Raw genomic sequence first — 13,104 nt, 5'->3', positions numbered from 1 at the left:
CCCCACCCCCCACCCCCCCCGCCACTCCCCACCCCCGCTAGTGCCCCCCCCTTCCCGCCCGCCCCCCCCCCGGCGGCAGGTCCGTCGCTCTGTGTGATCTCACGCCTGGCGGGACGCCTTCGACGCGAGTAATTCGACGAGTTCCTCGGTCGCGCGTCGACGTGACATCCCCGGGATGTCTGCGGTGGCGGCGTCCCACTCATCCTGCGTCAGCTTCGACGCACCGACCAGGTCAGTCAGGACGGCGTAGTAGCCCGGATAGTCGACGCGCGCCTTCAATCGTTTGCCCAGCATCAGGAGCCGAGCGCCGTCGCGTCTGGTCTGACTCCTGTCGCACAGAACATATCCCGCTGCGACCGACATATTCGCAGCCTGCGGAATGTCGTTCCAGCCGCCGGGCGAGAGTGTCTCGGCAATGCTGGTCGCCAGAATCGGAAGCAACGCGCGGGCACGATCAACCCGTCCCGATCGCACCAGGCCGACCGCCGCGACGCCGATCAGCATCGACGCGCCCGGGTCGCGCGCAGCCATCGGATGTTCACGCAACAGCAGATCCGCGGCCCTGACGAACAGTGCGGTGGCGTCGTCGAGATCACCCCGAGCGAAGCGTAATTCGCCCATTGCCAACATCATTCCCGCAAAGACTTCCGGAAAACCGCGCGGATCGGGATCGTCGGGCGTCCAGCCGTCGGCTACCCGCTCCAGTTCCTCATCGGCGGCGTCGAGCTGATCAATATTGATCAACGTGACCGCGAGGTAGCAGCGGGTCTGCATCTCGTCCTCATAAGAGCCGAGTCGGACGAGGTCAGCGATGCCACCGCGATAGAAGTCGACTGCGGCAGACCATTTCGCCTGCTGGCTGTGGATGCCACCGAGACTCACCTGCGCCATGGCCGACATCCAGTGGTCGCTTTCCAGTCGGGACCTCTGTTGCAGTGTTCGCCCATCACGTTCGGCTTTGTCCAGACGCCCGAGGTTCTCGGCAAGATTCATCCGTCCACCCAGCGCCGTCGTCACCACCCGCTCGTCGGAACTCTGAGTGCCGCGCACGATGTAGCGGATGGCTTCGGTCGGGCTCCGACTCAGCACGCACGCGGTCATCAGTTCGGTCGGCTCGAGATAGATCCGACTCGGATTGTGCAGTCGTCGCAGGTAGTACCGCGCACGTGCGAGCTCTCGAAGGTCCTGCCGCATCATCTGATGTGTCATCGACGCGAGAACGGTTGCCTCCCAATCACGTCGACGTTCGTCTGACAGATCGCGGGGCGGGGTCGGCAACACCTCGATCAGCCGCGACCCCCAGTTCATGATCTCTGCGTGCAGGCCCCGGGCCATCCAGAACCCGGCGAGGATGGGAAAGATGCGTACCGCACAGTCGATGGCGTCGGCCGCCTCTGATTCGTTCTTCTCTCTGTGCGCGATGACCTGCATGCAGTGGCGGAGCACCCAGACGAGATTGTCGACGTCTGTGGCGACCCGGGTCATCAGCCCTGCGTCGACACCTGACTCGTAGCCGGCAACCGCCTCCGACGCAACGGATCTGCCCCACTCACGCATCGCGGAGTTGACCTCCGACGACAGCCCTGGTTCCGCGACGAGTTTCTCCTCGCCGAACTCGCGCACCATTTCCAGCATCCGATACCGCACCCGACCGTCGGCCTCGATCACGGTCAGCAACGATTGATTGACGAGCGAGGCGAGCGTGTCGTCGAGCCGAAAACCTCGATAGCCCAGCACGATTCCCGCCGCGTCAACCGTGAACCCGGCCGGAAATCTGCACAGTCGGCGCAGCGCCTCACGCGCATCGTCGTCGAGAAGGTCCCAGCTCCAATCGATCACGGCCCGCAGCGTGCGATGCCGGTCGGGAGCGCTGCGGTCCGTCCCGCGAAGCAGTGCGAATCGCTCGGCCAACCGATCGGTGATCTCCTCGACCGTCATCGTGCGAATTCGGGCTGCCGCCAACTCGATTGCCAACGGTAGGCCGTCGAGGTGTCTGCACAGTCGCGCGACTGGTTCGTGCGGCAGATCGGCGTCGGGCCGCACCGCGCGGGCGCGAGTGACGAACAGTTCAACGGCCGCACCGTCGTCGGTGACGTCGAGCGTCGGCAACCCGAAGATCTGCTCGGCGGGCAGCATCAGCGGCGAACGGCTGGTAACCAGGATCTTCAACGACGAGTCGGCGGCGAGCAGATCGGCCACCGGGCGCGCGCACCGCTCGATCACCTGCTCGCAGTTGTCCAGGATCAACAACGCATCCCGCCCGCGGAGCGCATCGATCAAGCGGTCCTGCGAGCGGTCCTGCAGATCGCCGGTCGGTGCGATGCGCGGTCGTGCGTTGGTGCCGAGGTCTGACTCACCTACTCCGAGCGTCGCGGCGATGGCGGGCACCACGTCGTCGTCGTTGCGGATCGGTGCGAGCGGCACGTAGTAGACCGACGATCCTTCGTCGACGAGGCGGTGTCCGACGCGGTTGGCTACCCGCGTCTTGCCCACTCCGCCCGGTCCCTGGATGGTGACGACGCGATTTGCCTTGAGATGCTCGAGGATCGACGCGACGTCGCCCTCGCGTCCGATGAGGTCGCTCGTCTCCACCAGTAGACCCGCCTGCATGCTCGAGCGTCGCGGACTCGGAGCGGGTCGTCGAATATCGAGTTCGCCCTCGGCGAGAAGCGCGTTGTGGAACTCGGTGATCGTCGACCCGGGGTCGACGCCCAACTCTGTCGATAGTCGACGGCGCAGCGCGGCGTACACGGCGAGCGCGTCGGCGATACGTCCCTCGCCGGCAAGTGCACGCATCAGGTCAAGTGCTGCCGTTTCATCCAAAGGGTCACGTGCACACCGTTCTTCGGCGAGCTCCCGCGCCGTTGTGTAGTCGCCGGCGTTCATCGCAACTGTGCTGCGGGCACGGTTGAGGGTGTCTTCGACGTGTCCGGCTCGTGCGCGGATCTCGCCGATCAGCGGTGCGGCCTCGTCTCCGAGGTCGTCACCGGGGTCGCCCCGCCACCACGACGCGGCGTCGTCGAGCGCGGTTGCGGTGCCCCGTGCGATGAGGTCGTCGACGATCTCGATGTCGGTGCGGGCGCCGACCAGGCGATACCCGCTTCCCGACGCCTCGATGCGCCCGGCTCCGAGGACGCCACGCAGTCGCGAGATCTGGGTGTGCAGCGCCGCGCCGGGTGACCGTGGCGGATCGTCGCCCCACACATCGTCGATGAGCCGCTCAGTCGAACGGGTGCGTCCACCGGCCAGCGCCAGCGATGCCAACAACCTCTTGGCGCGGATACCCGGTACCGCCACCAGATCATCCGGCGTCAGCGGCGAATCCGGCGCCGCGGACACGCCTGCGGCGACGGGACCGAGCAGACCGATCACGGTTGTTGCGGGGGCGGACACTGTGCCAGATTAGCCCCCGCGGTATGTATCACGAGCGCCCGCGCTGGACGTATCGCCGAAAGACCGTGCGGCGCCGTGCTTGAATGGCACGATGGCGCGCAGCTACGCACTCAACTCGTTCGATCTCGACTTCTTCGACACGGCACCGGTGAGCTATCGCATCGACGTCCACCTGCCGGTCACGCCCGAACGCGCGTGGGCAGAACTGACGCGCCAGCACACACTCGACTGGTGCCGGGCGATCAGGGGCATCGAGTTCACTTCGCCACCGCCGTACGGGGTCGGCACGACCCGTCGGGCCAAACTCGGTCTGGGCGTCGCACTCTCCGAGTACTTCTTCGACTGGGTCGAGGAGCCAGGAGAACACCACTACCGCAACGCATTTCGCGGAGAATCGGTGACCGTACCCGGCCTGTCGCGGTTCGGCGAACTGACCGAGGTCAGCAGCGCCGACGTCGGCTGCCGACTCGTGTGGCGCTTCGCTCTCGAACTCGCGACCGGAGCCAAGCCCGTCAGGCTGTTCAATGCACCGACGGCGGCGTCGGTGTTCAAGACGGTCGAAACCGACACCCTGCGTCACTTCTCGACGCTGCGTCCGCAGGTCTGATCCGACGCTGCTCGCCGGACCGTCAGCGCAGGAAGCCTGCGTCGGCGAGCGCTGTGCGCACAGCCTCCTGGTGTTCTGCGCCCCTGGTCTCGGCGCTGACCGTCACCTGGACCTCGCCGAGCTGCAGGTCGTCGGCGACACGCGAATGCACGACGTCGACGACGCTCGCTCCTTTCTCACGGAGCAGTTCGAGCAATGAGATGAGGCCACCCGGGCGGTCGGGAATCGTGGCGGTGACCGTGAGGAAACGACCGGACGCGGTCAACCCCGCCGTGGTCACGTGGCTGAGCACGAGCGGGTCGATGTTGCCGCCGGACGCGACGACGCAGATCGGTCCCGGCAGGTCGAGATCGAGACTCATCAGCGCGGCGACGCCCGCGGCGCCCGCGGGTTCGACGAGCAACTTCGCGCGTTCGAGCAGCAGGAGCAGCGCGGTGGCCAACTGCGCCTCGTCGACGGTGACCACCTCGTCGACGAGCTCACGGACGTGCGCGAACGGAACGTCGCCGGGCAGCGCGACGGCGATACCGTCGGCCATCGTCGACATGTGCGTCGCCGCGATGGGCATGTCTTCCTGCAGCGACTTCGGCCATGCCGCCGCCTGCGCCGCCTGGACACCGATGATCCGCACGTCGGGGCGCCTGGCCTTGACCGCAGCGGCGATCCCGGCGAGCAGCCCACCCCCGCCGAGCGGCACGACGATCGAGCCGACGTCGGGCATCTGCTCACAGATCTCGACTCCGACGGTCGCCTGCCCCGCCACGATGTCGCGATGGTCGAACGGGTGGATCAGCGTCGCTCCGGTCTCGTCGGCGAAAGCTCGTGCGGCGACCAGTGATTCGTCGATCGTCTCACCGACGAGCACGACCTCGGCCCCATATGCCTTGGTGGCGGCCAACTTCGGCAGGGCGGCACCCACCGGCATGTAGACGCGCGAGGTGATGCCCAGGTGCGCGGCCCACCACGCCACGCCCTGTGCGTGGTTGCCCGCGCTGGCCGCGACGACACCCGCCGCGCGCTCGTCGGGCGTGAGCCGCGAGATCCGGTAGAACGCACCGCGCGGCTTGAACGATCCTGTGCGCTGCAGGTTCTCGCACTTGAGCCAGACGTCGGAGCCGCTGCGCTCGGACAACACCCGCGACGCCACCATCGGTGTGCGGCGCATCACCGGCGCCAACACCACCGCGGCGGCGTCGATCTCGGACTGTGTGATCAGCATGATGAGCGTCAACGTACGCGGTCGCGATGCCTCACGCAGCGCAACCTCCGACGGTCCCGGATCTGGCGGTCGGCCCTACTGCAGCGCCTGCTCCAGGTCGGCGAGGATGTCGTCGATGTCTTCGATGCCGACCGAGAGACGCACCAGGTTCTCGGGGACCTCGAGCAACGACCCGGCGGTCGACGCGTGGGTCATCGCACCGGGATGCTCGATCAGCGATTCGACGCCGCCCAGCGACTCGGCGAGGGTGAACACCTCGGTGCGCGCGCAGAACTTCTTGGCGTCCTCGATGCCGCCGGACACCAACACCGAGACCATCCCGCCGAAGCGCTTCATCTGCTTGGCGGCGACCTCGTATCCGGGATGCGAGGGATCGCCCGGGTACAGCACGCGCTCGATCTTGTCGTGACGGTTGAGGTACTCGGCGACCTTCTCGGCGTTGTCGCAATGCCGCTCCATGCGGACCGCGAGCGTTTTGATGCCGCGCATCGTCAGGTAGGCATCGAACGGCCCCGGTACAGCGCCCGCACCGTTCTGCAGGAACGCGATGTCGAAGTCGAGTTGCTCGTCGTCGGTGACCAGCGCGCCACCGACGACGTCGGAGTGTCCGCCGAGGTACTTGGTGGTGGAGTGCAGCACGACGTCGGCGCCCAGCTCCAGCGGACGCTGCAGGTACGCCGTCGCAAAGGTGTTGTCCACCACCAGTTTTGCCTTCGCCTCGTGCGCGACCTCACCGAGTCGGGCGATGTCGCCGACGTTCAGCAGCGGATTGGTCGGCGTTTCGACCCACACGAGTTTGGTCTTCGGGGTGATCGCCGCGCGCACCGCGTCGATGTCGCTGACCGGCGCCACCGAGTAGTCGATGCCCCACTGCGTGAAGACCTTGTCGATCAGCCGGAAGGTGCCGCCGTAGGCGTCGTTCGGGATCACGAGGTGGTCGCCGGGACGCAGCGATGCGCGCAGCAGCGCGTCGGTCGCAGCCATGCCGGAGGAGAAACCGCGTCCGTAGGTGCCGCCCTCGATCGCGGCGATGTTCGCCTCGAGCACGCGACGCGTCGGATTTCCGGTACGCGCGTACTCGAATCCGTCACGCAGACCGCCGACGCCGTCCTGTGCGAACGTCGAACTCGCGTAGACCGGGACGTTCACCGCGCCGGTCTGCGGGTCGGGGTCGTAGCCTGCGTGGATGGCTTCGGTGGAAAAGCCGCGTGGACGCTGATACTTCTTCACGTGAGAACTCCTCGCTGAGTGGTGATCTGGACGCTAACCGGCGGTGATCGTCGGATGGGTGCTGACGAATGCCAGCAGATCGTGTCGGGTGATGACGCCGATCGGCTTTCCGTCCTCGACGACCATGAGTGCGTCGGACTCGCCGAGCGCCTTGGTCGCCGCGGACACCGGCTCACCGGAACCGATGAGCGGGAACGGATCTCCCATGTGCGCCGACACGGGATCGGCGAGGTTCGCACGACCCTCGAATACCGCCGAGAGCAGGTCACGTTCGGTGACCGCGCCTGCAACCTCGCCAGCCATCACCGGCGGCTCGGCGCCGACGACCGGCATCTGCGACACCCCGTATTCGCGGAGGATCTCGATCGCGTCGCGCAGCGTCTCCTGGGGGTGCGTGTGCACGAGGTCGGGAAGCGTACCGGTCTTGCCGCGCAACACATCTCCGACGAGCAGCTCCGGCTTGTCGCCGTCGAGCGGGGTGCGCAGGAAGCCGTAGCTGCTCATCCACTCGTCGTTGAAGATCTTGGCCATGTAGCCGCGCCCACCGTCGGGCAGCAGGACCACCACGACGGAGTCGGGGCCCTCTCGCTGCGCCACCTGCAGTGCCGCGACGACCGCCATACCGCAGGAGCCGCCGACGAGCAGCCCCTCTTCGCGGGCGAGGCGTCGGGTCATGTCGAATGAGTCGGCGTCGGAGACCGCGATGATCTCGTCGGGGATGCTCGGGTCGTAGGCGTCGGGCCAGAAATCCTCACCGACACCCTCGACGAGGTACGGGCGCCCGGTGCCGCCGGAGTAGACCGAACCCTCTGGGTCGACGCCGACGACCTTGACCTTGCCGTCGGAGATCTCTTTGAGATAGCGGCCGGTGCCGGTGATGGTGCCGCCGGTGCCGACACCCGCGACGAAGTGCGTGATGGTGCCGTCGGTGTCGCGCCAGATCTCCGGGCCGGTGGTCTCGTAGTGGCTCTGCGGACCGGCGGGGTTGGAGTACTGATTGGGCTTCCACGCGCCGTCGACCTCACGGACCAGACGATCGGAGACGCTGTAGTAGCTGTCGGGGTGTTCCGGCGGGACGGCCGTCGGGCACACGACAACCTCGGCGCCGTAGGCACGCAGCACGTTGCGCTTGTCCTCGCCGACCTTGTCGGGGCACACGAAGATGCACTTGTATCCGCGCTGCTGCGCGACGAGCGCCAGCCCGACACCGGTGTTGCCCGACGTCGGCTCGACGATCGTGCCGCCGGGCTTCAGCTCCCCCGACTTCTCCGCAGCGTCGACCATCCGCACGGCGATCCGGTCTTTGCTGCTGCCGCCGGGATTGAGGTATTCGACCTTGGCCGCGACCAGCCCCGATCCGGGGGAGGTCACCGAGTTGAGCTTGACCAGTGGTGTGTTGCCCACCAGGTCGACGACGTGATTGGCGATGCGCATACTTCTATGGTCCCAGAGCGTCGCAAGCCGTCCACATTCGACTTGCCGCTAAGCTGGGACGCGTGTCCGATTCGCGTCACGTCCTCCGCGATGTCAGTGCCGCAGCGACCGCGACGGCCGCAGGGGCCGGCGCCACGTGGGCGGCATACAACGTGCTGGTCTGGCAGGCACAACAAGCCAGAACCACCATCCCGCACCGCACCGACAACGCCCCCAACGGCGACGGCATCTACCTCCCCGACGGCGGCGAGCCGCTACGCGTCACCCGCGATACCCCTGCCGATCTGCACCTGACCGTGTTCGGCGATTCGACGGCCGCGGGACTCGGCGTCGAGTCGGCAGACGACACCCCCGGCGTGCGCGTCGCCCGTCGCGTCGCGGCCGACACCGGTCGGGTCATCCGCTACAGCAACAAGGCCATCGTCGGCGCGACGTCGAAAGGCCTCGGCGCGCAGATCGACGCGATGTTGATCGCGGGACATCGACCCGACGTCGCGGTCATCCTGGTCGGCGCCAACGACGTGACCGCTACCAACGGCATCCGGGCGTCGGCGAATCGCCTGGGAGCCGCCGTCCGCCGACTGCGCGAGACGGGCGCGGTGGTCGTCGTCGGCACCTGCCCCGACTTCGGCGTGATCACCGCGATCCCGCAGCCGCTGCGGTCGGTGCTGCGCATCTGGGGCCTGCGGCTCGCTGCCCGCCAGCAGTCAGCGGTGCGCAGCGCGGGAGGCGTCGCCGTTCCGCTGGCCGATCTGCTCTCCGAGGAGTTCAAGGCGAAGCCCGATCACATGTTCTCGCCCGACCACTTCCACCCGTCTGCGGCCGGATACGAGCTCGCCGCGGCGATCCTCAGTCCCCCGGTCCTCGAGGAGATCGGTGAATGGGGACCGGCACCGCTGCCCGAGCCGCCCGAGATGTCGGAGACCGTCCCCGCCAGCAAATTCATGTCCCGCCTGCTGCGGCGCGCACGGACCGTCGAATGACGCACATCGATCTCAACAGCGACGTCGGCGAGTCGTTCGGCCGCTGGGAGCTCGGCGACGACGACGCCGTGCTCGAGGTGGTCACCAGCGCCAACGTTGCCTGCGGTTTTCACGCGGGCGATCCGAGCACGTTGGCACGAACATGTCGCAGTGCACTCGCGAACGGTGTCCGCATCGGTGCACAGGTCAGCTATCGGGACCTCGCGGGCTTCGGGCGGCGGTTCGTCGACGCCACACACACGGAGTTGACCGACGACGTCGTCTACCAGATCGGCGGACTGCAGGCCATTGCTCGCGCCGCCGGCGGCACGGTCAGCTACGTCAAACCACATGGGGCGCTGTACAACACAGCCGTTCACCACGACGTGCACGCGCGTGCCGTGGTCGACGCGATAGCCGCGGTCAATCCACACCTACCCGTACTCGGCTTGCCGGGGTCACTGCTACTCGAGATCGCTTCGGATCGCGGAATACCTACGGTCCGAGAAGCTTTCGCGGATCGGGCGTACCACTCCGACGGCACCTTGGTCTCCCGACGCGAACCGGGCGCAGTCCTCGACGATTCTGCGGCGGTCGCCGAGCGGGTGATGCGCATGGTCTCCGACGGCGTCGTCGACTCCATCGAAGGCGACACGATACGGATCGACGTCGACTCCGTCTGCCTGCATGGCGACAGCCCAGCCGCTGTCGCGATGGCGGTGGCCACCCGTGAACTGCTGACCGCCGGGGGCATCGAGATCACGCCGTTCACGTGAGCGCGGGCCGCGACGGCAGCGTCAGCGCGAGCACGGCGCCTACCAGCGCGAACACCACCGACCACCAGAACGCCGCGGAGAAACCGGCTGCCGCAGAGGCAGCCGACATGACCACGACGGCGAGGATCGCGGTGCCGAAGGAGCCGCCGAGTTGCTGGGTGATCCGGGTGAGCATGCTGGTGTCCTGACGCGCGGAGTCGGGGACGCCGATGAAGCCCGCGGCCATGATCGGCGACAACAGCAACCCGAGCCCGAGGCCACGGAGCAGCAAGGCGATCATCAACCAGACCACCGAGGTTCCCGCATCGGCGAACGCGAACGGCACGGTCGCGGCCGCCACGATCACGAACCCGCACGCCGCCACCCAGCGCCCGCCGAACCGGTCGGTCAACTTTCCCGCCAGCCCGCGGGTCACGAACGCTCCGACGCCTTGCGGGATCAGATAGAGCGCCGCCCGGAGCACCGAGTCGCCGAACACCTGCTGAAAGAACAAGGGCAGCAGGAACATTGCCCCGAACGATGCGATGCCGAATGCGAACAGTCCGGCCGACGACGCGGCAACTGCGCGATGAGCAAGAATACGGATGTCGACGATCCCCTGGCGCACAGACACCAGGCTGCGCACCACGAACACTCCCAGCGCGATCACGCCGACGACCAGCGGAATCATCACACTCCGACTGACGAAGCCCGCGTGGGCATTGGAGAGCCCGAGCAGGATCAGCGCCAAACCCGGTGCGAGAAGCAGTAATCCGACGACATCTAGGTGAGCGTGGTGATCGTCGGCGCCGCGGGTGCGGTCATCGTCGGGGATACGCCGCGCGAGGTAGAGCGCGACCGCCACGATCGGGACGTTGATGAGAAAGAGCCACCGCCAGTTGAGCCAGTTCAGGATCACGCCACCGAGCACGGGACCCAGGATCGGCCCCAGCGCGGTCGGCATCGACACCAGAGCGATGACCTGTCCGAGCGCCACTCCACGACTGGCCGACACCAGGATCGACATCATCAGCGGCATGATCAGTCCGGCGCCGAGGCCCTGTAGAACACGAAATGCGATGAGCGACGGCGCATCCCATGCCACTGCGCACAAGACCGAGCCGAGCAGGAAGATCAGCAGCCCCGCGATCCAAGCGACGCGTGACCCGAATCGCGTTGCCGCCCAACCCGCCAACGGCACCGCGACGGCGAGCGCCAGCAGGTATCCGGTACTGACCCACTGGATCGTCGACACCGGAACGTCGAGGTCTCGGCCGAGCGTCTCGAGCGCGATGGTGGTGATCGTGGTGTCGAGGATCGGTGCGATCAGACCGATGATCACAGCCCACGCGACACGACGCGTCGCGGGATCGATGGTCTGGGCCGGGGACGTTGTTGCCGTCATGGGAACCCCTTTAAGAATCATTTGTGTATCTTATTTTCGACGATAGGCTGGCGCGATAAGATACGCAAGTGGATCTTGAACACCAGGACGCCAACCCCACACGACGCCGGGGCGCCGAACTCGAGGCCGCCATCCTCTACGCCGCGTGGGAGCAACTGCTCGACCGCGGCTACTCGGGGCTGACCTTCGAGGCCGTCGCCGAACGAGCCGGAACCAGCAGGCCCGTGCTCTATCGCCGGTGGGCAACACGCGGCGACCTGCTGCGCGCCGCGATCTCGCATCGTGGGCGGCAGGTCGAGGTCGTCGTACCCGACACCGGAAATCTGCGTGACGACGTCCTCGAAGCGCTGCGCGACATGAATGACACTCGCGCCGATTTCGTGGTCATGATGGCGTCGAGTCTCGGCGAGTACTTCGCCGAAGGCGCCACCACCCCCCGTGAGGTTCGCGCGCTGTTCATCGGCGATCGGGCGTCGACCATGGCCACCATCGTCGAGCGTGCGATCGCTCGGGGCGAGGTGGACCCGGCACATGTGACCGAGCGGGCCATCGCGCTGCCTGCCGACCTCTATCGCTACGAGGTACTCATGTCCCTGAAACCCGTGTCCGACGACGTTCTGCGCACCATCGTCGACGACGTCTTCTTGCCTCTCGTCCAACCGGATACCGCATCGAAGGCTCCGCGCTCCGACGAGTGACAAATCCGGCTCTTCTGACACCCGAGCTGTCCAGTAACGTGTTTCACATGCCTGAAGCTGTCATCGTTGCCCATGCCCGCTCCCCGATCGGCCGCGCCGGAAAGGGATCCCTCAAAGACGTTCGTCCCGACGAACTCTCTCGACAGATCGTCACCGCACTTCTCGCCAAGGTCCCCGAGCTCGACCCCAAGGAAATCGAAGACATCCACTGGGGAATCGGCCAGCCCGGCGGCCAGGGCGGCTACAACATCGCCCGCGTGCTCGGCGTCGAACTCGGCTTCGATCACATCCCCGGTGTCACCGTGAACCGCTACTGCTCGTCGTCGTTGCAGACCACCCGCATGGCCCTGCACGCCATCAAGGCCGGCGAGGGTGATGTGTTCATCTCCGGTGGCGTCGAGAGCGTGTCGAGCTTCGCCATCTCCGGCGGCGCCGACGGTGCTCCCGATTCCAAGAACCCGCTGTTCGACGAGGCGCTGGCCCGCACCGAACGCTCCGCCGAGGGCGGCGCTCCCGCGTGGCACGATCCCCGAGAAGACGGCCTGATCCCCGACGTGTACATCGCGATGGGTCAGACCGCCGAGAACGTCGCGAGCTTCACCGGCATCTCGCGTGAAGACCAGGACCACTGGGGCGTGCGCAGCCAGAACCGCGCAGAGGAGGCCATCAAGGCCGGATTCTTCGAGCGCGAGATCGACCCGATCACGCTGGCCGACGGCACCGTCGTCAGCACCGACGACGGCCCCCGACCGGGCACGACCTACGAGAAGATCTCGCAGCTCAAGCCCGTCTTCCGCCCCGACGGCACCATCACCGCCGGCAACGCCTGCCCGCTGAACGACGGCGCGGCCGCGCTGGTCATCATGAGCGACACCAAGGCCAAGGAACTCGGCCTGACCCCGCTCGCGCGCGTCGTCGCCACCGCGGCGACCGGACTCTCACCCGAGATCATGGGCCTCGGGCCCATCGAGGCCGTCCGCAAGGTGCTTCGCGTCGCGGGTAAGTCGATCTCCGACATCGACCTGTTCGAGATCAACGAGGCATTCGCCGTGCAGGTCATCGGTTCGGCAAACGAGCTCGGCATCGACCACGACAAGCTGAACGTGTCCGGCGGCGCCATCGCTCTCGGCCATCCGTTCGGCATGACCGGTGCGCGTATCACCACCACGCTGCTCAACAACCTGCAGACCTACGACAAGACATTCGGCATCGAGACGATGTGCGTCGGCGGTGGCCAGGGCATGGCGATGGTGCTCGAGCGCCTGAGCTGACCCGACCCCCTCAGATACACCGCGGCCCCACACTCACGAAGGCGGTTTCAAGGGGTCGTCGCAACACTGCTGTTAGTTGGTGGTGATTAGATCACGCAAACGCTCGGCTGGGATACCCCCTGTCTCTTAT

10 protein-coding genes are annotated in these 13,104 nt (G+C 66.9%); 5 read left to right on the top strand and 5 right to left on the bottom strand.

Going from position 1 to position 13,104, the window contains the following annotated elements; all coding sequences use genetic code 11:
- Nucleotides 1-99: 99 nt before the first annotated feature.
- On the bottom strand, nucleotides 100-3,393 hold the full coding sequence (locus tag A5777_RS14640; protein WP_064863222.1) for a BTAD domain-containing putative transcriptional regulator: 3,294 nt from the start codon (nucleotides 3,391-3,393) through the stop codon (nucleotides 100-102).
- A gap of 91 nt (nucleotides 3,394-3,484) precedes the next feature.
- Here A5777_RS14640 and A5777_RS14635 point away from each other — a divergent pair, with 91 nt between their 5' ends.
- A complete protein-coding gene (locus tag A5777_RS14635; RefSeq protein WP_064863221.1) occupies nucleotides 3,485-4,000 on the top strand; it encodes an SRPBCC family protein in 516 nt (171 codons plus the stop codon).
- A gap of 22 nt (nucleotides 4,001-4,022) precedes the next feature.
- Here A5777_RS14635 and ilvA read toward each other — a convergent pair whose 3' ends face one another.
- The 3 genes from ilvA to A5777_RS14620 form a co-directional block, all read right to left on the bottom strand.
- Nucleotides 4,023-5,219 (bottom strand): threonine ammonia-lyase, encoded by a 1,197-nt coding sequence (gene ilvA / locus A5777_RS14630; protein ID WP_064863220.1) that lies wholly within the window; start codon nucleotides 5,217-5,219, stop codon nucleotides 4,023-4,025.
- Between the two features lie 75 nt (nucleotides 5,220-5,294).
- Nucleotides 5,295-6,449 carry a cystathionine gamma-synthase gene (locus tag A5777_RS14625; RefSeq protein ID WP_064863219.1) on the bottom strand — a complete coding sequence of 385 codons (1,155 nt, stop codon included), beginning with the start codon at nucleotides 6,447-6,449 and terminating at the stop codon, nucleotides 5,295-5,297.
- Between the two features lie 33 nt (nucleotides 6,450-6,482).
- Nucleotides 6,483-7,883: a cystathionine beta-synthase gene (locus A5777_RS14620; protein ID WP_005202088.1), complete on the bottom strand. Its 1,401-nt coding sequence runs from the start codon at nucleotides 7,881-7,883 to the stop codon at nucleotides 6,483-6,485.
- A 62-nt stretch (nucleotides 7,884-7,945) separates the two neighbouring features.
- Between A5777_RS14620 and A5777_RS14615 the strand changes: the two genes are divergently transcribed.
- A complete protein-coding gene (locus A5777_RS14615) occupies nucleotides 7,946-8,866 on the top strand; it encodes an SGNH/GDSL hydrolase family protein (RefSeq protein ID WP_064863218.1) in 921 nt (306 codons plus the stop codon).
- Complete coding sequence (locus A5777_RS14610; protein ID WP_064863217.1) at nucleotides 8,863-9,621, top strand: LamB/YcsF family protein; 759 nt, start codon at nucleotides 8,863-8,865, stop codon at nucleotides 9,619-9,621. The genes A5777_RS14615 and A5777_RS14610 overlap by 4 nt, the downstream gene beginning before the upstream one ends.
- Here A5777_RS14610 and A5777_RS14605 read toward each other — a convergent pair.
- Entirely contained in the window at nucleotides 9,614-11,005 is a 1,392-nt protein-coding gene (locus tag A5777_RS14605; RefSeq protein ID WP_064863216.1) for a DHA2 family efflux MFS transporter permease subunit, read from the bottom strand. The genes A5777_RS14610 and A5777_RS14605 overlap by 8 nt on opposite strands.
- A gap of 68 nt (nucleotides 11,006-11,073) precedes the next feature.
- On the opposite strand from A5777_RS14605, the gene A5777_RS14600 reads away from it, so the two are divergent.
- Together A5777_RS14600 and A5777_RS14595 are read left to right on the top strand one after the other, a co-directional pair.
- Nucleotides 11,074-11,703 (top strand): TetR/AcrR family transcriptional regulator, encoded by a 630-nt coding sequence (locus A5777_RS14600; protein ID WP_064863215.1) that lies wholly within the window; start codon nucleotides 11,074-11,076, stop codon nucleotides 11,701-11,703.
- 47 nt (nucleotides 11,704-11,750) lie between these two features.
- Complete coding sequence (locus A5777_RS14595) at nucleotides 11,751-12,974, top strand: acetyl-CoA C-acetyltransferase (protein WP_064863223.1); 1,224 nt, start codon at nucleotides 11,751-11,753, stop codon at nucleotides 12,972-12,974.
- The last annotated feature ends 130 nt before the right edge of the window (nucleotides 12,975-13,104 follow it).

This window comes from Gordonia sp. 852002-10350_SCH5691597 (assembly GCF_001665715.1).
Classification (GTDB): domain Bacteria; phylum Actinomycetota; class Actinomycetes; order Mycobacteriales; family Mycobacteriaceae; genus Gordonia; species Gordonia sputi.
This window is presented reverse-complemented; position numbering and strand designations above follow the sequence as displayed.